We start from the raw sequence: 25,399 nt of genomic DNA, 5'->3' as shown, positions 1-25,399 counted from the left end.
ATGAGCTATTTAAGGCTCATTTTTTATACATATAACTAATAGAACAGAGGTGATAAAATGAAAAAATTTAAATTAATAATTATTACAATTATAATAGCTCTTATTATAGGGGTAATAGCGTTTATATATATAAATAAGCCTAAACCTATTGCTAAGATTACTCAGGTATCAACATCAAATGCAGATCTGACTTTTGCTGTATTAGGAGACGTTCATGAGAATATTGATCACTTTCAAGAAGCTATTAATGATTTATATACAATAAATCCTAGTATGGATGCATTAGTGTTAAATGGTGATTCAGTAGATCAAGGATTAGATAAACAATATGATTCTATGAAGAATGTTTTGAAGAAAAATAATGATTTGCTACCAAAAACAATAATAAAGAATATTGGAAATCATGAGTTTTTTGATTATAATATTGAAACTAACTCAGCAGAGCAGGTTGAGAGCTTTATAAATAGATATCTTGAATTCTCAGGAGAAGAAAAAGTATATCATGATACCTGGATAAAAAACTATCATTTTATATCACTAGGATCAGAAGATGGTAATTCTGAAACTATTAATTCTGTAACAGCATTTATATCAAATGAGCAATTAGAGTGGTTTAAAGAAAAGCTAGCTGAAGATTATCAAAAGGGAAAACCAATATTTGTGTTTTTTCATCAGCCATTAGATTATGGAAATGGTTCATGGATTGGTATTAAGCAAAGCGAAGAAATTAAAGAAATATTATCACAATATCCAGAAGTAATAATGTTTGCCTCTCATACTCATAGAAATTTAGAAGAAGATAGTATAGTTTTAGATAAACCATTTACAATAGTTAATACAGGAGCTGTTCATTATACTATTATACGTGATGCAAATAGTGAAGGTGGTAGAAGAATAGAATCAGATTATATTAAGGGAATCTATATTGAAGTAAATGGAAATAATGTTACTATTAAAGGTAGAAATATTAAAGAAAAGCAATGGATATTTACTAAGGAAATTAATAAACAATAATTAAGTTAAATATAAATTGAAAAACAAATATAATAAAAAGCCCAAAGTATATAAATACAATACTTTTGGGCTTTTTATTATCCTTATTACTTAATAAAATTTTTATGAAAAAGTTGATTCTTTTACCAATAGCTACGAGTATTTCTAGTGTTATTTACATTTGAACTTTCAGTTTCTGCAGCTTCTGCATCTGCTTTTGTTCTATGAACTGTACCCTGTGGATGATGAGGGGGTGCGTAAATAGAATATACTTTAAGTGTCTTAGATCCAGTATTGACTATATTGTGCCAAGTACCAGCTGGTACCATTACAGCAAAGTCATCACGAATTCTTCTTTCAAAATCTAAGTTGTTTTGATCGTTGCCCATTCTAACAACTCCCATACCATCTTCAACTCTTATAAATTGATCAGTATCAGGATGCATTTCTAGGCCTATTTCGCCGCCAACTTCAATACTCATTAATGTAACTTGTAGATGGGTTCCTGTCCATAAAGCAGTACGGAAATTACTATTTTGTTTAGTAGCTTCATCGATATTAACTACAAATGGCTCTGGACCATAATCCATTAGGTTAATTAAATTATTATCTTCAGGTTCCTGAATATCAGATCTAAAATAAGCATCTCTTCCATTAGTAAAAGGAACATATTGATCACTAAATTGATTATAGAATTCTGGACTGTATGCTGCAGTATTAATATAATAAGGATGTGGATATCCTCTATAAATATTATTTGGATTATTATACATTAGCATATCAGGGTAATAAGGATAGTTGTAGCTTCTATACATATTGTTTAAGCTATACATTGGTGTATTAGGGTAATAAGGTAAATTATACCCATAATACTCATTATGCATATTTACCATTCCTTTCTTAGATGTATAGCATTAATATATGCTAGATATTTAAGAGTGTGAAAATGTTGATAAAACTGATATAAAAGTTTGAAGCATATAATTTAAAGTTAATGTTGATTAAAATAATAGTTATGAAAAGATTATTTTATGATTTTTCATAAAATCGTTAAAACTATAGTTGAGAATTTTTAGATACAAATTTTTACAGTATATATTTATACTACGCTCTAAGCAATTTTCATAGTTTTTAAAACAGTTTCAATAGGAATATTGTTTTTAGCACAATCATAAATCCATTGAATGTTATCTTTTTTAACATTGTTTCTGCAAATTATTAAGCCTTTAGCAAAAGAATCTTTAGCATTTTCTTGAATTGAGCAGAAAATGTAAGTCAAAGAAATTAGGACTAAGATTCTATCGATAGATTTAGTCGATCTTACTTGGTAAGAGTTTAATCCAAGATTATTCTTTGTTTGTTTAAAGAAAACTTCAATTGGCCAACGTTTGCTATAATACTCAAGGATTGTTTTAGTGCTAAGTTCAGTGTCTGTGCATAAGAATGCATGTAGTGCTCTATCTTTCTTAAATGCATTTTCAGGCCAGCAAAATAAAACTACAGCATTATCTATACCATTAAGATTTCCTTCGTAACGATAAGTCCAATATTTAGAATTGTTTACTGTAACGAGGTAAACATCATTCTTTTAAATATATTGAGCGAAATCCTTAACTTGAATGCTAATTCCTTTAGGATAGATAACTCTGTTAGTTTTTAGTGCTCCAATAAGATGGTATCCTTTTTGAAAATGAGCATTTATAACATCTTTATTGGTAAACCACGAATCACATAGACCGTAGGCTTTGCCTTTAGGCGAAGGAAGCTTAGCCACTATTTCACAAACCATTTGTATCTTGCTTTTTTTGCCTTTTTCATAACGTTCAATAGAATATGGCAAAACTTTTTTACCATCGGAAAGCATAGTAGCAAGTAACTGATGCCCATATACTTGTTTGCCTTTTAAATGAGAATGATGAAAACTTGCTTCTTGAATTGTATTTTCAGCCTTTGACGAGGGCTTAGTCTTTTCAGAAATAGTATCATCATAAATTGCAAATATAGGGTTATCATCAGAAGAATTTTCAAAAATTCTTTTTACAACAAACTTTTTAATGCCTTTCCATGCGTAATTAATATTCCATTTGCCTTCACTTAAAAATTTACCAAAAGTAGTTCTATGACAATCGGCAAGGCTTAACAGGACGATATCAGTTACTGTTCCTTTATAACCTTTTTGTATAGATCCTTTGATAAATTGCTCAATATGCTTTAACACAGGTTTACAGAAGTATAAGAAAAATCCAAGTTCAAATAAAAACTGGTTTATTTTTGATTTTTCTGTTAAAATACTTCTATGATACATATTACTTCACTCCTGTTGTTAAGGTTTTTTCGCAAATTAATTTATACAACAAAATGTGAAGTTTGTCTCTATTTTTTTATAAAATTTTGTAACTGTAAATATATGTTATGAAATTTTCTCAACTATAGATTTAATAAAAAATTCTAGGATAGGAAAATTATATTTTAATAAGAAAATTTTTGTGTACATTTAATTAATTATTTAGTTATAATTAGTTTTGTCAACTAAAATAATTTAATAATAATATATTTTTCTCAGCAAATAAATTTGGGAAAATAAATTTAAAATAAGAAAGGAGTGATAAATAGAAATATATTTTTAAGAAATGATTGAATAAGTAACTAAAGTAGGGGGAAGAAACAAATGAAGTTTTTTATGAATTTGTCAGTAAATAAAAAGTTAACTACTATATTTTCTATAATAAGTATATCAGCATTGATAATAGGTGTTCAAGGAATAATAGGTTCTGGAATTATAAATAAGAATGCAAAATTAATTTATAGTGATAATTTAATTTCTATAAAAAATTTAGCTTCAATAAAAGCAAATTTAAATTATGATAATAGTACTTTAATTGAGATGATTTATATAAAGGATAAAGATAAATTGCAAGAAAAAATAAACATTATAGGCAAAATACAACTAGAAAATGACACATACATGAAGGAATATGAAGCGATAAAATTTACTGAAGAAGAAGAAAAGTTGTATTTAGATTTTCAGAATGAATTAAAAAGTTATAGGGACTTAAGAAATAAAGCAATAGGCTTTGTACAAGATAATAAATATGATGAAGCAATTAATATTTATAATTCAGACGTTGCTCCTAAAGTAGAATCTATGTTTAATAAATTACAAAAAAGTATTGATATAAATGAAAATTTAGCTGAAGTAGCTAATTCAAATAATATATCAGAGTACAAAAGAATAATGTACATAATAATAATTTCTACTATTTTACTATATATATTAATGAGTATTTTTGCTACAGTAATAAGCAATTCAATAACAAAACCATTAAATAAAATAAAAGACCTTGCTGAAAGATTATCAAAGTATGACTTTTCAAGTCCTATTGTCATTATAAGCAAAGACGAATTCGGACAAACAGGAATTGCTTTAAATACTGCACAGGAAAATGTAAATAATTTAATAAAAATGATTATGGATAATTCTCAAGATATAAGTGCAGCATCAGAAGAACTTTCAGCAACAGCAGAGGAGTTATTGTCAAAGGCAGAAATTATTGATGAATCAATAAGTAATATAACGGTAGGGATTCAAGAATCAAGTGCTACAGCTGAAGAAATAAGTGCTTCTGTACAAGAAGTAGATTCAAGTATAGAAATATTAGCATCAACTGCTATGGAAGGAAGTAATAATGCAAATAAGTCTAAAGAAAGAGCTATCAAAGCTAAAAGTAATAGTGAGCAAATAATTTTAGATACAAAGAATGTATATGTTGAAAAGCAAAAAAATATGCAAAAAGCCATTGAGGACGGGAAAGTAGTAGATAGAATAAAGGTTATGGCAGACACTATAGGAAGCATAGCAGAACAAACTAACTTACTTGCATTAAATGCAGCAATAGAAGCAGCAAGAGCAGGAGAACAAGGAAAAGGTTTTGCTGTAGTAGCAGATGAAGTAAGAAAACTTGCAGAAGAATCTAAAAAATCAGTAATAGATATACAGGAAACTATTAAACAGGTTCAATTTGCATTTAAAACTAGTATAGATACAGGAAAAGATATATTGGAATTTATAAATAAAAATGTAAATGAGCAATTTAACGCATATCAACAAACTGGGGATGAATATTATAGTGATTCTGATTTAGTAAGTAGAATGTCTGATGAAATTGCTTCTATGTCAGAAGAAATTTCAGCTACAGCAGGACAAGTAAGTGAAGCTGTACAAACTATGGCAGAATCATCTCAAAGTTCAAGTGAAGAAGTAGTTACAATAAAAGAAAGTATGGATGAAACTACAAAGGCTATAGAACAAGTAGCTGTAACAGCTCAAAGTCAAGCAGAATTAGCTCAAAAGCTTAATGAAATGATACAAAGATTTAAAATTTAACTATTTATTTAAATAGAGATATTAAATTATCTCTATTTTTTAATTTCTTTTCTTCTTATTTACAAAGAATATTATAAATTATAAAATATAAGTAAAAATTCAAGACGTTAAAGTAAAGCTAGGAGATTCAATATGAACATACAAAAGATAATGATAATTACAATGCTATTAATAATAGTAGTACTAATTATAATTAGTAAAATAAAATCTAGAAAAAAAATAAATTTAGGTGAAGAAAAAGTAAATAATATTTTAAGTAAATTATCAGGATACAAATTATTAAGTGATATAATGATAAAAAGAGATATTGGTACAAGCCAAATAGACCATATTTTAATAGGGAAAAAGGGAATATTTGTAATAGAAACGAAGGATTATAGCGGCTTAATATATGGGGAAGAATATTCAAAATACTGGACGCAAATTATAAATAGAAATAAAAATCAATTTTATAATCCAATAAGACAAAATTATGGACATGTAAAAGCTTTAGAAGAGTATTTACATAAGAAGGATATATTTATTTCAATAATAGTATTTACAGATAAATCAAAGCTAAAAAAAGTAAAAGCGGAGACTCCAGTGATTCAATTAAAGAAGCTCAAGAAATTTATAAAAAGATATTCATCAGATATAAAAATTTCAAAAGAAGAAATAGAAGAAATATATAATTTAGTAAAAAGAGCCAATATAAATAGTACTAGAGAAAGAAAAAAGCATGTTAAAAGGATAAGAAAGACTTATTAAAATGATACGAAATTTATAATATCGTAGTATATTTTAGGAGGGGTATTATGAGCAAGATTAATATATTAGAGGTAATATTTACTTCTAATAATGAAATTAATATTTTATATCCAGTTATAATAGAAGATGAAAATGAAATGATTCTAATAGATTGTGGATATCCTAATTTTTTAGAACTGATTGAAGATACTGCAGTTAGAGATGGAATTAATATTAAAAAATTATCTAAAATAATTATAACTCATCATGATTTCGCTCATATGGGATCTTTAACAGCATTTAAGAGAAAATATCCTAACATAAAGATATTAGCATCTAAAGAAGAAGCTCCGTATATAAATGGTGACAAAAAGTCATTAAGATTACAACAAGCAAAGTTTATATATAATACTTTACCAGAAGAAGAAAAGGAAGGTGCAAGAAACTTTGAGGCAATGTTAGAGTCAATTGAAAGTTGTACGGTAGATATGGAGTTAAAGGATAAAGATTGTTTTGATTTTTGTGGAGGAATAGAAATAGTTTCTACACCAGGACATATGCCAGGGCACATATCAATTTATCATAAAGAAAGCAAATCATTAATAGCCGGTGATGCTGTAGTTTTAGAGAATGGAAAATTAGATATTGCATTGCCACAATATACTTTGGACATAAATGAAGCTAAAAAATCTATTAAAAAGCTTTTAGAATATGATATTGATCAAATAATATGTTATCACGGTGGAATATATGAAAATAATATAATAGAATCACTTAAAGAAATATAACTCTTTTAATGGAAGTAAAAATATAGTTTTAGGATTATGAAGAAAATAGTAGAACTTCATAATCTTTTTTTATTTTAGTTTTATGATTTAAAAACTAATAAATAATTTATATATGGTATAATATATAAGTAATAGTATTTTTCTAAAAATAATAATTATTAGAGTTGAGTGTTGTAAAAATATAAATTAATACATGTATAATAAGTTATTAGAAGCAAAAACTAAAAATGAATAATTAAATATTTATATAAAGTTAAGAAAAGGAGAAGATATGAAAGAATTAAGAGATAAAGGTTTTAAGTTGGATAATAGTTATTCAAAGCTTTCAGATATATTTTTTACTGTACAAACCCCAAGCAAAGTTCCATCACCTAAATTAGTTGCTCTTAACTATTCATTAATAAATTCATTAGGATTAGATTCAAAATTTTTACAAAGCAATGAAGGTGTGGAGTTTCTTGCAGGAAATAAAATTCTAGATAAATCTACAATAATTGCCCAAGCATATGCAGGACATCAGTTTGGACATTTTACAATGCTTGGAGATGGCAGAGCTGTATTAATAGGAGAGCACATATCTCCTAAAGGAGAACGTGTAGATATTCAACTTAAAGGTTCAGGTAGAACACCATATTCAAGAGGCGGAGATGGAAAAGCGGCATTGGGTCCAATGCTAAGAGAATACATTATAAGTGAAGCAATGAATTCATTTGGGATTCCTACAACACGTAGTTTAGCTGTAGTTACAACTGGGGAGTCAATAATCCGAGAAAGTTATTTAAAAGGAGCAGTATTAACTCGTATTGCATCAAGCCATATACGTGTAGGAACTTTTGAATTTGCTGCAAGATTTGGAAATATTCATGAGCTTAAAGAATTAACAGATTATACTATAAATAGGCATTACCCTAATATAATCAATGAAGAAAATAGGTATTTATTATTCTTACAAAATGTAATAAAAAAACAGGCAGAACTTATAGCAAAATGGCAATTAGCTGGATTTATTCATGGAGTTATGAATACAGATAACATGACAATTAGTGGAGAAACTATTGATTATGGGCCTTGCGCATTTATGGATGTATATGATCCTAAAACAGTATTTAGCTCTATTGATGTTCAAGGAAGATATTCTTATGAAAATCAGCCTAAACTTGCAGCATGGAATCTTGCAAGATTTGCTGAAATATTAGTACCATTAATACATGAAAATCAAGATGAGGCTATAGAAATGGCTCAAAATTCAGTTTTAGAGTTTGAAAATATATATAAGAAAAATTGGTTATCTGGAATGAGGTCAAAGCTTGGAATATTTAATGAAGAAACTGAAGATGAAAGGTTAATTGAAAATCTTTTAAATATGATGCATAAATATGGTGCTGATTATACCAACACCTTTAGTTCATTAACTCTCGACAAAAAAGATGATATTGCAATGTTTAGTACATCTGAATTTAGCAAATGGAATAAGTTGTGGGAAGATAGATTAACAAGGCAGCCAGAAACAAAAGAATCAGTTAAACAACTTATGCAAAATTCTAATCCTTATATAATTCCACGTAATCATCGGGTAGAGGAAGCATTAACCGCTGCTTCAAAAAATGATGATTATGGAGTTATGGATAGACTTTTAGATGCTCTTTCAAAGCCATTTGCATATTCAAAAGAACAATATGAGTACTCAACGCTGCCAGAGCCTTCAAATAACAAATATAGAACATTTTGCGGAACATAAGTAATAAATTAAAATTATAGTAAAGAAAAAACTATGTTAAAAAGGGCTTACCATAAAAAGTAATGCCCTTATTTATTTAAAGTATTTTAGTTTATTTTAATGCTTTAAATTCTTAGAAAACTGTACCATGATTGATTGAACCTCTTCAACATTTTCTGGTTTCAATAAAGCAATCATTGTAGGAATAAATTTTGAAATATAATCATGTGTAAAAGTACCTTCAGATTGTTTTTTGAAACTTTCAGCTAGTAATGCTTTGGCTTCTTCAACTTTATTTTCTTGTACTCTTTCTAAAATAAAAGTAAAAAATTGTTCTTGTCCTTGATTCATTCCTTTACCTCCTAGTAAATGAACTATATTCATTTAATCTTTAAATAACAAAAGTTTATCGTAATGATTATATTATACCTTGTAATTCTATGTCAAACAGTAAAAATATTAATCTAAATAGAAAAAAGAATTAAGAAATAAAATAGGTAATTAAACTAGGAATTAGAAACTTGTAATAAAGCTAAGTAAAAGATTATCTACATTTGTATATGTATAAACTAAAGTAATTTTATAAGTTGATAGATAATTCTAATAGGAATATAATAAAAGTAGTATATACAATAGAAAACATCCAAAGTAATATAATTAAGAGTAATAGTGTTATGGGGGAATTTATGACAAAGATTTTTGATATTAGAAATTTTACAAATTGGATAAAGTTATTTAATTATATTTCTGCCACAATTCTATTAATTGTTAATAACAATTTTCAAAGCTTGATATATATTATACCAACTATTGTGCTTGTATTTTTGGTTAATTACTCAAGAGATTATTTCATAGTTTCAAAGAATAAATCGATAGCCTATATAATAATAAGTATGACCTTTGAAATGATTCTTATATTATCAATAAGCTTTTTTGATAAAAATAATATCAATTTGCTTTTATTTTTTGTTTTTGTATCTTCAATGGTAATTATACATAAATTCATATATTCAATATTCTTAATCATTGTTTATTTAAGTTCTACATTTACTATATATATCGTACAAAATGGATTTACTCAAGCTATGCAGTCCTTTTTGGCTATGATTTTTAACTATGGAGTTGCAATAGCTTTTGTGGTTGGTATGAGTTATTTAGTAAAGGTTCAAATTAGTGAAAAGGAAAAGCTAGCAAGAATGAATGAAGAGCTAGAAGAAACCTATAAGAAGCTTATAGAAAGTTCAGCAGCAGCGGAAAAACTTATAGTGGAAAAAGAAAGAACTCGAATGGCTAGAGAAATTCATGATACTCTTGCACATACCTTAACAACCTTGATTATCCAACTTGAAGCTTGCAAAAAACTAGCATCAAAAGCTCCTTATAGGCTTCCTGAAGAATTAGAAAAGGCACAGAAATTATCAAGAAGTGGATTTAATGATGTAAAACGAAGTATAAAAGCATTGAGACCTGAAGTAATGGAGGAAAAATCTTTTTTTTCATCTATTAATGCTATTATCAATGAAACAATGGAGAATACCAAGGCAAAAGTAACCTTAAACAATTTACTACCTAAAGAACTAAAATTAGAATCACAAATGGAGATTACATTATTTAGAGTTATACAAGAGAGTATTACAAATTCTATAAGACATGGACAAGCATCTGAAATTGAAATTAATATGGAAATAAAAGATAATATATTCAAATTAAGTATAAATGATAATGGAATTGGATGTTCAAATCTTAAAAAAGGATATGGAACTCAAGGAATTGAAGAAAGAGTTGAAAGTTTAAAAGGAACTGTAGAATTTTATAGTTCTAAAGGAAAAGGTTTTAAAACAAATGTATTAATTCCTTGTGAGGTGTTATAAAAAGTGAAAATTAAAGTAATGATTACAGATGATCAAAGATTGATGAGAGAAGGACTTAAAAACATACTTGACTTAGAAGATGATTTAACAGTGGTTCAGTTGTGTGAAAATGGAAAAGATACTTTAGAAAAACTACCTAGTGTAAGGCCAGATGTAATACTTATGGATATACGTATGCCGATTATGGATGGGGTGGAGTGTACTAGAATTATAAAACAGCAATATCCAGAGGTTAAGATATTGATTTTAACAACTTTTGATGATGATGAATTTATAATAGATGCCTTAAAAAATGGAGCAGTGGGTTATATTCTAAAAGATTTGTCTTCTGAAAAATTAGTATCATCTATTAGAGATGCTTATAAAGGAAACTCAATTATGCAACCAGAAATTGCAGCAAAGGTAATTTCTCATATTTCAGAATCTATAAATTATAGTGATTTCAAGTCTATGAATAAAGATAGTCAAGAAATCTCTATTATTTCGAAAGAAGTAAATACTAAATTAAAGCTTACCAATAGAGAAAGAGAAATACTTAATTTAGTGGGAGAAGGCATGTCAAATACAGAAATAGCTAAAAAGCTGTATATTTCAGTTGGTACGGTTAAGAATTATATAAGTAACCTTTATAGCAAGTTGGAAGTGGAGGATAGAAGTAAATTGACTTTATATGCTATTAAAGAGAATTCAAGCAATTAAATATATGATTCAAGTCATATATTATTATGACTTAAGTTGTTACTTCAGACAGATGTGTAAAAGACTTCCATGGAATACAATTAATATATAATAAATTGTAAGTTTGTGGAGGTTCACTATGTTAACTATTTTAGAAATCCTTATAATAGTATTAAATATTCCTATGCTCTTATGGCCATTAATGACCAGTAAGAAAATACCTAGAGTTATTGATTTTACTCCTTTGGCAGCTGTAGGTGTTCTTATACTTCACCTTTTCATTGATAAGAATACTATAGTAACAAGATTTATTCCACTTTATATATTCACAATAATAATGTTTCTAATTTCAATTCCAAGAATTTTTAGACGCAATCATAAGGAGCCAAAACATGGGTTGTTAGCTGGTATTCGTCGAGTATTTCAGTTATTTTTATTAGCAGTGTGTGTATTTATTCCAACAGTTGTATTACCTTTTCATTCACTTCCAGAACCAACAGGTAACTTCGATGTAGGTACTGTGGTTGTAGATTTTATAGATGATAATCGTATAGAAACACTTTCTAAAACAAGTGGTAATCGTAAAATTGCAGTTCAGTTTTGGTATCCTTCAGATAGAGAAGGAAAAGTTGTTAAGTATGATATGGAAGGTGCTCAAATTTCTAATGCACAGAAAGAGTATCCTTTAGTTATATTCTCTCATGGTGCTTTTGGTATGCGTATGAGTAATGCTTCAACTTGTAGAGAATTAGCTAGTCATGGATATGTTGTAGCTAGTATTGATCATACTTATCAAGCTTTCTATACTTCATTTGCAGATGGTAAATCAGCAATTGTAAATAATGAGTTTTTAAATGAAGCAATAGGAGTTCAGTTAGATGATATAAAAGGACAAGAGGCTTTTGATATTACTCATTCATGGCTAGATTTAAGAACCAAGGATATTGAACTTGTAATTAATAGTATAAAAGTAGGAAATCTGGGAACATCAGGTGAAGTTTTAAAGGGACATATGGATTTAAATAACATTGGACTTTTTGGACATTCTCTTGGAGGAGCTGCATCAGCTGAGGTTGCAAGAAATCGAGAAGATGTAAAGGCTGATATTGTTATTGATGGAACTATGATAGGAGACATTAAAGGATTAAATAGTGATAATAGTGAAATAATCACAGAAGAAGACTTTAATAAACCTCTTATGTTAATGTATGGGGCTTTATTTCAAGAGAATGAAGGTAAAAACGATGATTACCTACCAAATATAAAAGCTTATAACAATTCTAAAAATGCTGCATATTCACTATGTATAAAGGATTCTGGGCATTTAAATTTTACAGACCTTCCAAGAATATCACCATTTTTAGCTAAAAAGCTTGGAGTTGGAGAAATAGATTCCTTTGAATGTATAAAAATAGTTAACGATTATTCCTTAGCTTTCTTTGATAAGCATATTAAGAATCAAGAAAATTCATTATTAGAAGATAATATTTCTAATCTTCAAATTGAATTTAGTAGAAAAGTTCCTAAGATAGATTAAGATTAAGAAATTTAAGGTAGATTTACGCAAAAGTTAGAATCTGCCTTTATTTTTTTTATGATATGAATAATCGACATTTATGAATTATTTAAAAGATATCAAATAAACTAAATTTATATTACAAATATTAGAATAAATAAATGCAATAGTAAGAATAAACCTTTAATAAAAAAAGGTCCTAGAAGGTAATAAAAGTTAAGAAGTAAATTAATTAAATATGAAAGTAATTTTAATGTGTATGGTTACTGAATCCTTCTTAAGGATTTATCACAGGACCTTTATATGAGCCATATAAGTTCACTGACTGGGTATCTCCAGGTTGAATTTCAGGTACTACCGCAATTTGATAGGTTTTATTTATAGGTAAACTATTGGCGTTCGATGAATTAATATAAACATCAGACGTATAGTAATAGTCTTTTTGTCCAGTTAGAGCCCTTGTGACTTCAACTTCTATAATTATATTATATACTGAATAAGGGGCTACATTTCCAGTAACATCAACATCTACAATAGTACCAGAATTTGGGCTTGGAGTAGGTGGAACTGGTGGTGGATTAGGTCTACAACAAATATCTTTGCAAATTTTAGCAAACATTTCTTTAAGTTCGTCCTTGCATATTTTAAGACATTCTTCATTACAATTTTTAGTGTTATGATCTCTACAGATAGTTTTATTATATCTGATATCACCAAGATGCTCATAGTGAACTTTCAGAAATGGAATTAGATAAGTATCATGATTTTTTACTGAGCCAAAATTTACAATAGTACCAGTACTCCTTCCATAGATAATAATCCCCTTATTACTTGGCCTATTTTTTATCCACGCAGAAACTATATTAGTGACATTTATTGTCACGGCAACTTTAGATGTTAGTGGGTAAAAATTTATTATTGAATAGTGATCATAATTTGGAGCATTGTTGTATGTTGTATATGTGCTGAAGTAATCTCTCAGCGGACTTATTGATAGTTTTTGATCAATATTATTAAAAAATTGATCAGTTTTAAAAAGTACAAGCTCAGCACTAGATATAACAATATCAGAAGGTAGAGATGAAACATCAAAAAATAAATAGCTATAGTAAGTATTTTTATTATCAAATCCTATTGTTATTGTGCCCTCATTTAAGCTTTTATCTGGATATTTACTTGTAACAGTAAGACTCTTTGCTGCTGGAATAATTATATTTGCCATTTTACCACCTCATGATAGAGATATATATAAGAAGAAAATGAGTTCCAATAATTTATTTATTACATGGTATTTTATTGAAACTCACTTTAAAATTCTTTATACCTTAGTTTCTTTAAATGAAGCCTTTAATATTTTATTCTTATTGAAGGTCTACTTCACCTATAATAGCACCGAAGGAAGTAAAGGTAACTGCATCAGAAGCAGAAATCACAGGAACAGCTGCGATTGTTATACTTTCACTAACAGCACTTGGTGAGGAGGTTGAATTAACGTATTCCTTTGTTAGATAAAAATATTCAAATCCAGATTCAAATCTAGAAACTGTTATTTGCATAACTTCTACAAATGCAGTATTAGCTGGAACTGTACCAAGGATACTAACATATCTACCAGATGCAGTTTGAGGACTATCAAAGTTAGCATTAAATGCCATTGCAAATCATCTCCATAGTTTTATTTTGAATAATTAGTACTCTATCATAAGATATGATAGAGTACTAATGAATGTGATATAAATATTAAGTAATGTTGAAATAACTTAAGATTTTTTTTGTAGAAGAATTGAATTCATTATAGACAGCGAAGTAACATCTATTTTTTAATTTAATTTAATAGATTTAATAAACTCTTTATAGGAAAAATCCAAATAGCCATATTTATAATATAACTTACCTAAATTTAAAGATATGCTATCATCACTAATGTGATTAAGTAGCTTTAGGGCCTTATTAAATTCATCAAAGCAGTTTCCTCTTAAAAGAACTTCCAGAAGATTAAATATAGATTGCAATAGGCTCTTGGAGGTAACAGTATCTTCTAAAATAGTATCTGAATTTCCTTTAATCAATGATATAAAGCTATTATATATGATAATTTCTTCTGGCTCATTAAAGTTTTTAGCAACACTAATTAAATTATCAACATCTTGATATCTTTCTGTAAATAGAGAACACAAGATACAACAGTATACTGAAGTATTTAAATATTCTTCATCAGTTACTTTATTGAGATTTTCTAAAGCAGCTGTATAATTTTTTAGGTAGTACAAATAAATACCTTTATAAAAAGAAATTTTTTGAGTATTTTCTGTAGACTCCTCTATATTGTTAATATAATCATAAGCTATGTCAAACTTATTTTGTATAGAAAAGACTTTTGATAGTAAAAAGGTAGTGTCCTCATCTATAGTATCAAAGTAGCTTTCTAATTGACTTTGTATTTGCTTAATATCAGTATTGTTTTTAAATAATATTTCAGAAATTTTAAAAAGAGCATCTGTTAATTTACAATTTATTTTAAGGGTTGTATTTAAATAATCATAAGCATCATCATAGGCACCAATATTATATGCAATAATTCCTAGCAGATAATATGATTTATAGGTAGAAATACCTGAAATTTCTCTTAGAAGCACTGGGGATTCTCCCATAGATATACACTTTTTAGCAGACTCAATAGCTGATAGATATTTTCGCTTTTTATAAAATATATTTGCTTTACAGAATTCGTATTCAGTACAGGCAGGATAATATTTTTGTCCGATTTCAATTAATTTTAAACATTCATCAAGATTGTTTAAAGTTTCGTGGCATGAAATCATTTTTAAAATTAATTTTGATCCAAAGCCAGCTGTAGGAGTAAAATTCTTGTATGCTTTATTTAAATACTTTAAGGCTTCAGAATAGTCTCCTTTAGCAGAATACTCAACTCCCATATTATAAAGCATAAACGCATTATTTGGATCATTCTTAAGCATCTTTTCAATTATAACCATATTTCTTTTTCTTTTATTTTTTTTTATAATAGTCTCGTTAAGATACCCATAGTGATAAAATCTTATATCAACTAACCCTAAGAAAACTTGTTTTTTTTCATCCTCACTTCCAGGTGTAATTTGTTCATGGATGTCACCAATAAATTTATAGCCTTTACCATTTCTTATAAATCTAATATTCAAATTAGAATATATATTATAATTTTTTAAATCTCCAGAGTAGCTAAGCGTTTCTCCAAAATAAGCATTTAACTTATTTTCTTCATTATTAATGAGTAAAGCTACTTTATCTTTATCTTCCTTTACTAATTCATCATCAGCATCCATAATTAGGATCCAATCTTTTGAAGCTTTGCTTAAAGAATAATTTCTAGCATTTGCAAAACTATTATCCCATTTATAAAAAAATATTTTTGCACCATAACTTTCAGCTATTTCAACTGTACTATCTGTAGAACCAGTATCAACTAATATAATTTCATCTACGATGTCTTTAACACTTTCGAGACAACGAGACAATGTATTTTCTTCATTTTTTACAATCATACATAAACTTAATGACATGTTACCAATCTCCTTGTAAATAAGTGAATAGATTTTAAATAGTATATAGTAATATATGATTAAATTAGTCTATTGTGCTCAATAATTGTAACAAAAGAAGGTTTTGAGTATATTATAGCTATTAGAAAATTTAAAGGTATAAAGGAGAGCAAAGATGCCTACAAGTTGGTACCAAGCAATTTCTAGTATTTTAGATCAGATACAGAGTGAAAATCCTAGGTCAATTTTAGATATAGGAGTAGGATTTGGAAAGTATGGTTTAATGGTGAGGGAAATACTTGATTTGCCTTTTGAAAGATATAATAAGGATCAATGGTTAATAAACATTGAAGGTATAGAAGCTTTTGAAAAATATAAAAATCCTATACATGACTATGTGTACAATAAGATATATTATGGAGATGCTAGGGAGGTAATAAAGAATCTTCCAAAGTATGATTGTATATTACTTATAGATGTATTGGAGCATTTTGAAAAAGAAGATGGGAAAAAATTTATTAAGGAACTTATGAATCATGTTAATAAGTCATTAATAATATCTACACCAAGATATCCAGCAAAGCAAGAAGAGTATTTAGGTAATAAATATGAAGAACATAAGAGTAAGTGGTCTATTATAGACTTTATAAATTATGATTTTTCTTATAAAGAAGTTCAAATTGGATATAACTTTGCAGAATTATTTCAAATTTTCCCGAAAGAAAATATAAATAAACAATTTAATAATATTATTAATATAGATAAAAGCAATATAGATAAAAAGAAACTATCTATAGGATATATACTTCCTCATAAGAATTTAACTGGTGGACTGAAGATGCTTTTGTCACAGATGAAAGAATTAAGGAAAAGAGGACATAAAATAGTTGGATTTATTAAAGGAAAAGAGGGAGATACTGTTATTCCAGAGTGGTTTGATACAAAAATAGATCAAGAGGTAATAGTTCCTTTAGATAAATCTTATATAGAATATATAGATCAATGTGATGTTGTAGTATGTGGATTTTTTAATCAAATTTATGAGTTGAAGGATAGTAAAATACCAGTAGTTTACTGTGAACAGGGAAGCGAATTCATTTTTGGTGATTACGGGGATTTATCATCTAAACACCCCTATAGAGAAGAACTATTAAAAATTTATAGGTGTAATTTTAACTTAGCTAGCGTATCGGAAACTATAAGTAAAGTATTAAAAGCGAGATTTAATAGAGAATCATATATAATACCTAATTTTATAGATATTGATTTATATTATACTGAATCACACCAGTTTAATAACTCTATCCTATTAGTAGGAAACCCTGGTTTAAAATTTAAAGGTTTTAATACAGCAGTTCAAACATTACAAAAGGTTTGGGATATTGGGTATAGGTTTAGTGTAAATTGGATATGTCAGGTAATTCCACAAATAAAAGGCATTAACTTTCCAATTAATTTTATAGAGAAGCCATCTCAAAAAGATTTAGCAGAGTATTATAGAAAATCAGATTTATTTTTATTTACTTCAGTATATGAAGGGTTTGGTATGCCTCCATTAGAGGCTATGGCATCTGGAGTTCCTGTAATAACAACTAACTGCGGAGGAATAAATGAATTTATTACTAATGGATATAATGGTTTAGTTTCAGATGTATATGACTCAGACTCATTATCTTCTTTAGTAATTTCTGTATTAACTAATAAGGAATTAAGAGAATCATTAAGCAAAAGAGGAAGAGAAACTGCACTAAACTTCAATATAGATAATAGTATTAGTAAATTAGAAGAGTATTTATTAAGTATAGTTAGTGAAAGTAAAGAAAAGCAGATACAGTCAGAAGGTTAAGTTTATTTAAGAGAGTATAGTTTTCTTAAGTAAGATGAAATATCAACATTAATAATGTATAAGATAAATTTATATTATATTAAAGAAAGTAGAACCTTCAGATTATTGAGGTTCTATTTTTTCTTATAATAGAAAAATGAGAATTTCATTAATATCTGAGAAATTAATGTTTATTTTATAAGTGTAATATTATGTTAATAAATGTAATATATGTTATAATTAACATTAGGAATATTATAAAAAAGGGGAGAGAGGATTATGGCTAAAGTTTCTTTATTTTTTGGAGCTGGTGCTGAATGTTATTATGGGCTACCATAGGGTGGAAAATTTGCACTTGATATTTTTAGAATGAATACTAGTGATGATAAGATAAATTTAAAAGAACAATTAAATAATGTTGATAAGCAATCAAATTATGCAAGATGGTTACCATAAGGCTTTGATAATAAAAAACTAACTGCTTTCACAAAGACACAATATCAATCAATAGTAAAAGGCAGTTTAGAAAATAAAAGAAACAATATATTAGAGTACTTAAATAATTTAGATGAAAATGTTAACTTAATATAACAGAGATTGTATGATAATGAACTTGATATAGATAGAGTATTTTTAAATATAACAGGTTTAGAATTAGGTTCTATAATTAGTTTAATGAAATAAAGTCAAATCCAGTACTAGTAGGAAATAACTCACTTGATGAAAACAAAAAGGAGGGGAAGTGCTTAAATGGAAGATATAAAAATCGGATCATCTTTATCTTTTAGAGGTTATAATTGGCGTGTGCTTTACATAGAAGACAATGCTGCGTTAATTATAACGGAAGATATTATAGAACAACGGCCTTACCATGATGATTATAAAGATATAACATGGGCTGAATGTGGATTAAGAAAATATCTTAATGGTGAATTTTATGACAAATTCAATGATACTGATAAATCAAGAATAATTGAAGTAACAAATAAAAATTTAGATAATCCATGGTATGGTACAAAGGGCGGAGACGATACGAAAGACAGTATATTTTTATTAGGCATTGAAGATGTAGTATGCAGATATTTTGGAGACAGCAGCGAAAAACTGCAAAATCGGAGTAAAAAACAAAATTATTGGTTTCAAAGAAAAGACGAGAACAACAATAAGAGAATAGCAAAGTTTATGGGTTATGATTATTGGTGGTGGCTTCGGTCGCCTGGCCGTATTAATCGTGTTGCTGCATATGTTCATGGTAACCCAGGTGGTTGTGTGGGGATTAATAGAAATAGTGTATTCTTTCGTAGTTTTGGAGCACAACGAGATGGTGGTGTCCGTCCCGCTTTGTGGTTGAAGCTGGAATTGTAAATCTTAGGTCACTTTTAAAGTGATTTAACTATAATCACAACATAAAATAATTAAGTTTAAAGGAGAATTAAAATGAGTAAATATGAAAATGCGATGAAACTTATAGAAGAACGTTGTGGAAATGGCAAAGAGGAAGTTATCGCCCTTGCAACAATATCACTATCCTTAAACACTGTCGGTAATCCTCGTCCTGCTGTCCGTATGGTATGTGCTTATTATGAAGACTGCACTTTTTATGTTTCTACTGATGTAACAAAAAATAAGATGCTACAAATTGAGAAGAATAACGAGGTTTCCGTTGGTGGTTTAGGGTGGTATACTTTCCAGGGCACAGCTGAAAATCTCGGTTGGGTCAAGGATGAGAAGAACAGAGAAATTAGAGCGAAATTTAAAAAAGTCTTTGATTGGTTCGATGAAGTTGGCGACGAAGATAATCCTAACTCAATCGTCTTGCGTATTTCTCTTACAGAGGGTACAATTATAGACAACGAAAAAAAATATGGTGAACATATTTATGAAATTGATTTCATAAATAAAACAGCAAAATAAACCCATAAAGAATATGAGAAATTGATTATATAAGCATAGTAAAGTTATCTTTACCTTGAATACGACCATCTGTAGATAGTTTAAAGGGCTATTTATAGGTGGTTGTATTTTTTATGATTGAAACTTTGAAAAAGCAAATAGAAAGATAAAACCAACTAAAATTTAGAATACTTTAAATATTGGATAGAAAAGAGAAAATAGTGCTAACCAGCAGTAATTAATGTTGGTTAATAAAAAACTTAAATTATGAGTACTTGTATGAGTTTACAAAATAATATATGTGAATATTTGACAATTGTATCATTTATTGATATATTATATTTAATGATATATCAATAAATGATATATATAATAGAAAGGAGAATTTTATGCCAAGAAAAGATTCTATTGATATTGGGGAACTAACAGATTCTGCTTTTTATATTTTATCTAGTGTTATTGAGGAAAAGCACGGATACCTAATTATGAAAACTATTGAGAACCTTACTAATAATGAAGTTACTATTGGTCCTGCATCACTTTATACAACACTAAAAAAGCTTTTATCAGCAGATTTAGTGGAGTTAAGTTCTGACACAGATGATAATAAAAAAGTATATAAAATAACAAATAAAGGACGAGAGATGCTCATAAAAGAGATTGAGCGTAAAAAACAGATGGTTAAATTTGCTGAAAATTTTTTGGATTAGGAAAGGGTGATATTCTTGAGAAGTAAATATATAATGATTAATGGTCTTGCTTTTAGTGAAGAAAGTGATATGGAAAAACTAAGAAATTATGCAAAGGAAGGTTGGATACTGGAGGACATAGTAGGAGGTTTTTTCTATAAGCTAAGAAAAGATAAGCCTCAAAATATAGTGTATAGTTTAGATTATCAATTGGATGCCGATGGAGAGTATTTTACTATATTCAAAGAAGCAGGATGGGAGCTTGTTCTTTCTGTCAATAACCAAATGCATATTTTTTTAGCGCAAGCTGGGACTAAGCCTATTTATAGTGATAGTAAATCGGAAATAGATAAATATACACGTGTAAGAAATCAAACAAGAATGGGAACAATCTATTCTTTAATAATAGCTATAGTATTAATAAGCTTGTTAGTTATTTCTGCAATAGCTATAAGACCTATATTTCTAATTATATTAGCGTTATTAGTAATTGATATTTTCATATTTATCTTTAATTTTATGCCTTACTTAGCGTATAACTCTAGAATTAAGCAAATAAACAGGTATGGTAGATGTAAAAGTGAAGCAGAAAATAACAAAATCACATGGAAATTATATGCAATTGCAGGCGTTCTATGGTTAGCTATAGGAATATGGCATTTAATTGGGAAACTATATTTTTCCGCAATATTTTTTATAATTTTTGGTGTTTATTTTATTTTTTCAAGTTCAGTCTACTTTAAGAAGTATAAAAAGTCTTTTTAAATTTTATTCAAAACATTTAATATGTAAAAATCTCATTTACAAGATATACAGAGAAGTATATCTGTGGAGAACAAAAATTAGTAGGTAATTTAAAAGAGAGTATGTTTATTATTTGATGAATTCGGTATATAATATTATATAAATAACTTTCTTCTAGGAGGTACTTTATATGAAAAATAAGGATATTAATTTATATGATATTTTCACAAAATATTCCTATAATGATATTATGAAATTACTTCAAAGCTCAAAAAGTAAAGAAGAACAAGATTTTTATGCAAATTTATCCAACATCATATTACAACGAGAGCAAATGAAAATTATAGGTAAGTAATATGAAAAATTACACTATATTTGCTGGAGTTAATGGAGCAGGAAAAACTTCTATATATAAATCTATTTATTATAATGAAAATATGGATGAGAAAAGAATAAACACTGATGAAATAGTTAATTTGGGAAGATAGAAATTGTCCTAATTGGTTAAATATGAATTTTAATAATAAGCAGTAGAAGTTAAGCAAATTTTACTGCTTATTTTTTATGAAAATATATATTAAAACTTAGAATTGAAATATTTATAATTATAGTAGAAAAAATATATGAGTTAAATTGGTAAAAATTTAAATAATAATGAGTTTGAAAAAATGATTTTAGAAGAAATTTAAGTTACAAGTATCATTATCAATCTATTGACATATATGAGTATTTTAAATTATGCGTAGAATCGTATCATAAATGAGTTTTTTACTAAACTTGTAATATTCTACTTTTACTCTATCGATTCTACTTGTGGTGGGTTTCAATATAGTGATTTTGGAATTATTATACTATTAAAGGTGGTGTAATCATGGATACAAAAAAAATCGGAAGATTTATAGCAGATGCTAGAAAAAAGAAAAAACTTACACAGGCAGAACTTGGAGAATATCTAAATGTAACTGATAAAGCAGTTTCAAAATGGGAGTGTGGTAAGTGTCTACCAGATAGTTCATTATTTGAAGAGATAAGTAAAGTATTGGAGGTTTCAATGAGTGAATTATTAAAGGGTGAATATATTGAAGAAGAAAATGTAGAGGTAGAAAGCAATAAAACTATAAACTCATTACTTAATGAGATTCAAAAATTGAAAAGAAATGAATCATTGGTTGGGGCTTTATGTGCCATATTAATATCATTTATTACAGCAATCTATTCTGTTATATGGCAACCTGGTGTAAAAGCTTATCAACAATTTTTCTCAGGATTTATTGAAGCTATCAGTGGTGGATGCCTTATTATAGGAATAATTCTTATATTCTATACATGGGTAAAGTATTCAGAAAAAAACTCAAATAATAAATAGAAATCAATTAATGTTTACGAATATATGTAAGAGTGAGATCATGTAGAATATGTACAGTAGAATAAAAGTATAGAACCTCATTTATTTATAATACGGAGAACTATACCATAAATAAATAACATTTTATTTTAAAATAATGAGTCATTATGATATTGGCTCATTTTTATTTATGAAATAAGAATGAGGTTTTATGCACTATATTGAGATGATAAAATTTATATAGAAAATAGACAGGAGAAACTGTTTATGACAAGAATTTGTTAAAGATGTTCTTGAAAATATTTTAGTTGGTGAAATGGAAGAACGACTAGGAAGAAATAGATATTAATGTAGCGAATCAAATAATTAAGGTAATAAGAATTATAGGAATGGGGTTATAGTAGAAAGAATTTAAAAAGCTCCTTCGCGACGTTGACTTAGACGTACCCCGTGACAGAAATACTGAGTTTGAGCCACAGATCATAAAAAAAATATGAAACTGTATGTACCAAATTAGATAAAAAACAATAAAAATAAAAACTACACAAAATTATCTAGTCGCTCTTAAATTTACAAATAAAGCTATGGAAATAATATTTAAATACTATTTCCATAGATCTAATATAATAAAACTACTTAGTGGCAATTAAAGAAATTAATTTATTTGAGTTATTTAATTCTTTAATGTTTTTAAATCCTGACAAGTCCAAGTCTTGTAATATACTTTCCTTTGTTACAAAGTGTTTATGAACTCCCTCTTTCCAATCACAAATTAAAAGCTTACCATCATTTTTTAAAACTCTTTTTGCATCTTTTAATAAGCTTACAGGATCTTTTAGCTCATGATGAACTGTGATCATAAAAACTAAGTCAGCAGTATTTTCAGCTAAAGGTATTTCATTTTCACTCATTATTGATACGGATAGCCTTCCAGTTGAGGCATCCTTTCTATTTTCCTTTACCCATTTAATCATATCTTCAGAAATATCAAATCCTAATCCCTTAGAATTTGGTAATTTACTTAAAAAGGTTTCAGAAAATATACCAGTACCTATACCAATATCTACAATTGTACTATCTTTAGGTAATTGTAATTCTTCTATAATTTTATCTAAATCAATTAAACTTAATCTTTCAGGATTATTTAGTTTATTTAATTTTTTTACATCAAATTTATGATTATTCATTTATATTCTCCCTTACTAAATGAAATGCTATAGTTTATTTTTAGTAAAATAAATACATGCTTATTATATAAATTATAATAACTTAATTTAATATATATTTCAGTGACTAAGTTACATATAAAAATTTGTTTTTACCTTAATATTAGATATAACAAATACTTTTATAATAAGGAGATTTTTAATTATGGGAAAATATATTATTGCTTCAATTATTGGTGCTTTATTAGGATATATATACTATAAAAAAATTGGATGTGCCAGTGGAACATGTCCAATAACTTCTAATAAATATGTATCTATTATATATGGTGCTCTTTTAGCAAATCTATTTGTTTCTTAAAAGTCTAAAAATAATTAGCATTTTATAATCTAAGATAGGTAAAGAAAATAAAAATTCCAAGTTTTCTTTTAGGTATTATAATCAATCATTGGTGGTAGTATATATTGAAAAAATAGTCGTATAATTTTCAAAGAAAGAATAAAACCTTAGGCTTGTTGTTCACATTTATGTGATTGACCAATCTACAGTTTATTAATCTTCTTTTATATTGGTGTTAGTTATAAACTTATAGATACTTTAAGCTGAACTAACTATTTGTTAGTAAGAAAGAAAATATATATAATTACAGGATGATATTTGCTAATAAATAACAATTATCCTGTAGGTTCAATTCAAAAATTGTAATATCTAAAAATGGATATGAATTAATGAATATGATATAAATAAAAAAATTTAGTTAAGGAGAAATTATAAATGGAACGTTTAAAAAATAAAGTGGCAATTATTACTGGTGGAGCAAGAGGTATGGGAGCATCTCATGTACGTTTATTTGCAAGTGAAGGTGCAAAAGTTGTCTTTACTGACTTAAATGAAGAACAAGGTAGAATACTAGAGAAAGAAATAGGTGGTAATGTAAAATTTATAAAACAAGATGTTACAGATGCCGCTAGTTGGGAAAAGGTTGTAGAGGATACTGAAAAAATATTTGGACAAGTTAATATTTTAGTGAATAATGCTGGTATAAGTATAAATAAACCTTTATTAGAAATTACTGAAGATGAATATAGAAAAATTGTAGATATAAATCAAGTATCTGTTTTTCTTGGGACTAAGGCAGTAGCGGCTTCTATGAAGAAAGTAGGAAATGGTTCAATAGTAAATATTTCATCTATGAATGGATTAGTAGGTGGTGCAATTGGTTATACAGATACAAAATTTGCAGTTCGTGGAATGACAAAGGCAGCAGCAATTCAATTGTCACCACTTGGAATTAGAGTAAATTCAGTACATCCAGGTGTAATAGAAACACCGATGGTTACTGAAGGAGATTCATATGAAGTAATTAAGAAACTTTCTAAACAAATTCCAATTAGAAGAATGGCTAAATCTGAAGAAGTTTCAAACCTAGTACTTTATCTTGCTTCAGATGAATCAAGTTATTCAACAGGATCAGAATTTGTTATCGATGGTGGATTGACTGCAATGTAGATTAAGAGTATGTTA

25 protein-coding genes and 2 pseudogenes are annotated in these 25,399 nt (G+C 27.5%); 19 read left to right on the top strand and 8 right to left on the bottom strand.

Annotated elements, in window-relative coordinates; genetic code table 11:
- Positions 1 to 57: 57 nt before the first annotated feature.
- Positions 58 to 1,014: a metallophosphoesterase gene (locus AAT22_RS12605; protein ID WP_047001475.1), complete on the top strand. Its 957-nt coding sequence runs from the start codon at positions 58 to 60 to the stop codon at positions 1,012 to 1,014.
- Positions 1,015 to 1,136: 122 nt separating this feature from the next.
- On the opposite strand, the gene AAT22_RS12600 is transcribed toward AAT22_RS12605, so the two are convergent.
- The 3 genes from AAT22_RS12600 to AAT22_RS19365 all read right to left on the bottom strand — a co-directional run bounded on the left by AAT22_RS12600 (position 1,137) and on the right by AAT22_RS19365 (position 3,298).
- The gene (locus tag AAT22_RS12600; RefSeq protein WP_047001474.1) at positions 1,137 to 1,877 is read right to left on the bottom strand and encodes a cupin domain-containing protein; all 741 of its coding nucleotides are present in this window, start codon (positions 1,875 to 1,877) and stop codon (positions 1,137 to 1,139) included.
- 227 nt (positions 1,878 to 2,104) lie between these two features.
- On the bottom strand, positions 2,105 to 2,272 hold the full coding sequence (locus AAT22_RS19445; protein ID WP_242849821.1) for a hypothetical protein: 168 nt from the start codon (positions 2,270 to 2,272) through the stop codon (positions 2,105 to 2,107).
- A 309-nt stretch (positions 2,273 to 2,581) separates the two neighbouring features.
- The gene (locus tag AAT22_RS19365) at positions 2,582 to 3,298 is read right to left on the bottom strand and encodes a hypothetical protein (protein WP_207642012.1); all 717 of its coding nucleotides are present in this window, start codon (positions 3,296 to 3,298) and stop codon (positions 2,582 to 2,584) included.
- 363 nt (positions 3,299 to 3,661) lie between these two features.
- Here AAT22_RS19365 and AAT22_RS12590 point away from each other — a divergent pair, with 363 nt between their 5' ends.
- The 4 genes from AAT22_RS12590 (at position 3,662) to AAT22_RS12575 (ending at position 8,629) form a co-directional block, all read left to right on the top strand.
- On the top strand, positions 3,662 to 5,377 hold the full coding sequence (locus AAT22_RS12590; RefSeq protein WP_084820766.1) for a methyl-accepting chemotaxis protein: 1,716 nt from the start codon (positions 3,662 to 3,664) through the stop codon (positions 5,375 to 5,377).
- Between the two features lie 132 nt (positions 5,378 to 5,509).
- The gene (locus AAT22_RS12585) at positions 5,510 to 6,124 is read left to right on the top strand and encodes a nuclease-related domain-containing protein (protein ID WP_016206701.1); all 615 of its coding nucleotides are present in this window, start codon (positions 5,510 to 5,512) and stop codon (positions 6,122 to 6,124) included.
- Positions 6,125 to 6,171: 47 nt separating this feature from the next.
- Positions 6,172 to 6,891, top strand: a complete 720-nt coding sequence (locus tag AAT22_RS12580; RefSeq protein WP_047001473.1) for an MBL fold metallo-hydrolase — start codon at positions 6,172 to 6,174, stop codon at positions 6,889 to 6,891.
- A 271-nt stretch (positions 6,892 to 7,162) separates the two neighbouring features.
- Entirely contained in the window at positions 7,163 to 8,629 is a 1,467-nt protein-coding gene (locus AAT22_RS12575; RefSeq protein ID WP_047001472.1) for a protein adenylyltransferase SelO, read from the top strand.
- Between the two features lie 96 nt (positions 8,630 to 8,725).
- Here the strand turns inward: AAT22_RS12575 and AAT22_RS12570 are convergent, their stop codons facing one another.
- Positions 8,726 to 8,959 carry a hypothetical protein gene (locus AAT22_RS12570; protein WP_047001471.1) on the bottom strand — a complete coding sequence of 78 codons (234 nt, stop codon included), beginning with the start codon at positions 8,957 to 8,959 and terminating at the stop codon, positions 8,726 to 8,728.
- Between the two features lie 335 nt (positions 8,960 to 9,294).
- Between AAT22_RS12570 and AAT22_RS12565 the strand changes: the two genes are divergently transcribed.
- From AAT22_RS12565 to AAT22_RS12555, 3 genes are all read left to right on the top strand, one after another.
- A complete protein-coding gene (locus AAT22_RS12565; RefSeq protein WP_242849820.1) occupies positions 9,295 to 10,479 on the top strand; it encodes a sensor histidine kinase in 1,185 nt (394 codons plus the stop codon).
- A 3-nt stretch (positions 10,480 to 10,482) separates the two neighbouring features.
- The gene (locus AAT22_RS12560) at positions 10,483 to 11,178 is read left to right on the top strand and encodes a response regulator transcription factor (RefSeq protein WP_052953960.1); all 696 of its coding nucleotides are present in this window, start codon (positions 10,483 to 10,485) and stop codon (positions 11,176 to 11,178) included.
- Positions 11,179 to 11,296: 118 nt separating this feature from the next.
- A complete protein-coding gene (locus tag AAT22_RS12555) occupies positions 11,297 to 12,694 on the top strand; it encodes a dienelactone hydrolase family protein (RefSeq protein WP_047001469.1) in 1,398 nt (465 codons plus the stop codon).
- A 256-nt stretch (positions 12,695 to 12,950) separates the two neighbouring features.
- Here the strand turns inward: AAT22_RS12555 and AAT22_RS12550 are convergent, their stop codons facing one another.
- The 3 genes from AAT22_RS12550 to AAT22_RS12540 all read right to left on the bottom strand — a co-directional run bounded on the left by AAT22_RS12550 (position 12,951) and on the right by AAT22_RS12540 (position 16,233).
- Entirely contained in the window at positions 12,951 to 13,895 is a 945-nt protein-coding gene (locus AAT22_RS12550; RefSeq protein ID WP_047001468.1) for a DNRLRE domain-containing protein, read from the bottom strand.
- Between the two features lie 139 nt (positions 13,896 to 14,034).
- Entirely contained in the window at positions 14,035 to 14,328 is a 294-nt protein-coding gene (locus AAT22_RS12545; protein WP_016206708.1) for a hypothetical protein, read from the bottom strand.
- A 165-nt stretch (positions 14,329 to 14,493) separates the two neighbouring features.
- Complete coding sequence (locus AAT22_RS12540; protein ID WP_047001467.1) at positions 14,494 to 16,233, bottom strand: TPR domain-containing glycosyltransferase; 1,740 nt, start codon at positions 16,231 to 16,233, stop codon at positions 14,494 to 14,496.
- A 154-nt stretch (positions 16,234 to 16,387) separates the two neighbouring features.
- Between AAT22_RS12540 and AAT22_RS12535 the strand changes: the two genes are divergently transcribed.
- The 9 genes and pseudogenes from AAT22_RS12535 to AAT22_RS19440 form a co-directional block, all read left to right on the top strand.
- Positions 16,388 to 18,058 carry a glycosyltransferase gene (locus tag AAT22_RS12535; protein ID WP_047001466.1) on the top strand — a complete coding sequence of 557 codons (1,671 nt, stop codon included), beginning with the start codon at positions 16,388 to 16,390 and terminating at the stop codon, positions 18,056 to 18,058.
- 729 nt (positions 18,059 to 18,787) lie between these two features.
- Positions 18,788 to 19,402 carry a DUF6273 domain-containing protein gene (locus tag AAT22_RS12530; RefSeq protein ID WP_047001465.1) on the top strand — a complete coding sequence of 205 codons (615 nt, stop codon included), beginning with the start codon at positions 18,788 to 18,790 and terminating at the stop codon, positions 19,400 to 19,402.
- A 72-nt stretch (positions 19,403 to 19,474) separates the two neighbouring features.
- Complete coding sequence (locus AAT22_RS12525) at positions 19,475 to 19,951, top strand: pyridoxamine 5'-phosphate oxidase family protein (protein ID WP_047001464.1); 477 nt, start codon at positions 19,475 to 19,477, stop codon at positions 19,949 to 19,951.
- A gap of 368 nt (positions 19,952 to 20,319) precedes the next feature.
- Positions 20,320 to 20,640 carry a PadR family transcriptional regulator gene (locus AAT22_RS12520; RefSeq protein ID WP_156174324.1) on the top strand — a complete coding sequence of 107 codons (321 nt, stop codon included), beginning with the start codon at positions 20,320 to 20,322 and terminating at the stop codon, positions 20,638 to 20,640.
- Positions 20,641 to 20,655: 15 nt separating this feature from the next.
- Positions 20,656 to 21,384: a DUF2812 domain-containing protein gene (locus AAT22_RS12515; protein ID WP_047001463.1), complete on the top strand. Its 729-nt coding sequence runs from the start codon at positions 20,656 to 20,658 to the stop codon at positions 21,382 to 21,384.
- Between the two features lie 169 nt (positions 21,385 to 21,553).
- Positions 21,554 to 21,718 carry a hypothetical protein gene (locus tag AAT22_RS19125; RefSeq protein WP_156174323.1) on the top strand — a complete coding sequence of 55 codons (165 nt, stop codon included), beginning with the start codon at positions 21,554 to 21,556 and terminating at the stop codon, positions 21,716 to 21,718.
- Position 21,719: 1 nt separating this feature from the next.
- Positions 21,720 to 21,836, top strand: a pseudogene (locus tag AAT22_RS18845) (ATPase); the annotation flags it as partial.
- A gap of 398 nt (positions 21,837 to 22,234) precedes the next feature.
- Positions 22,235 to 22,729: a helix-turn-helix transcriptional regulator gene (locus AAT22_RS12510; protein ID WP_052953959.1), complete on the top strand. Its 495-nt coding sequence runs from the start codon at positions 22,235 to 22,237 to the stop codon at positions 22,727 to 22,729.
- Positions 22,730 to 22,964: 235 nt separating this feature from the next.
- Positions 22,965 to 23,233, top strand: a pseudogene (locus AAT22_RS19440) (transposase); the annotation flags it as partial.
- 107 nt (positions 23,234 to 23,340) lie between these two features.
- Here AAT22_RS19440 and AAT22_RS12505 read toward each other — a convergent pair.
- The gene (locus tag AAT22_RS12505; RefSeq protein WP_047001462.1) at positions 23,341 to 23,895 is read right to left on the bottom strand and encodes a class I SAM-dependent methyltransferase; all 555 of its coding nucleotides are present in this window, start codon (positions 23,893 to 23,895) and stop codon (positions 23,341 to 23,343) included.
- Between the two features lie 184 nt (positions 23,896 to 24,079).
- On the opposite strand from AAT22_RS12505, the gene AAT22_RS19120 reads away from it, so the two are divergent.
- Both AAT22_RS19120 and AAT22_RS12500 read left to right on the top strand, forming a co-directional pair.
- Positions 24,080 to 24,235, top strand: a complete 156-nt coding sequence (locus tag AAT22_RS19120; protein ID WP_008678881.1) for a DUF6132 family protein — start codon at positions 24,080 to 24,082, stop codon at positions 24,233 to 24,235.
- 414 nt (positions 24,236 to 24,649) lie between these two features.
- The gene (locus AAT22_RS12500; protein ID WP_047001461.1) at positions 24,650 to 25,384 is read left to right on the top strand and encodes a glucose 1-dehydrogenase; all 735 of its coding nucleotides are present in this window, start codon (positions 24,650 to 24,652) and stop codon (positions 25,382 to 25,384) included.
- The last annotated feature ends 15 nt before the right edge of the window (positions 25,385 to 25,399 follow it).

Source organism: Clostridium sp. C8, assembly GCF_001010885.1.
Classification (GTDB): Bacteria; Bacillota; Clostridia; order Clostridiales; family Clostridiaceae; genus Clostridium; species Clostridium sartagoforme.
Note: the sequence above shows the minus strand (reverse complement) of the source record. Positions and strands in the feature narration are given on the sequence as shown.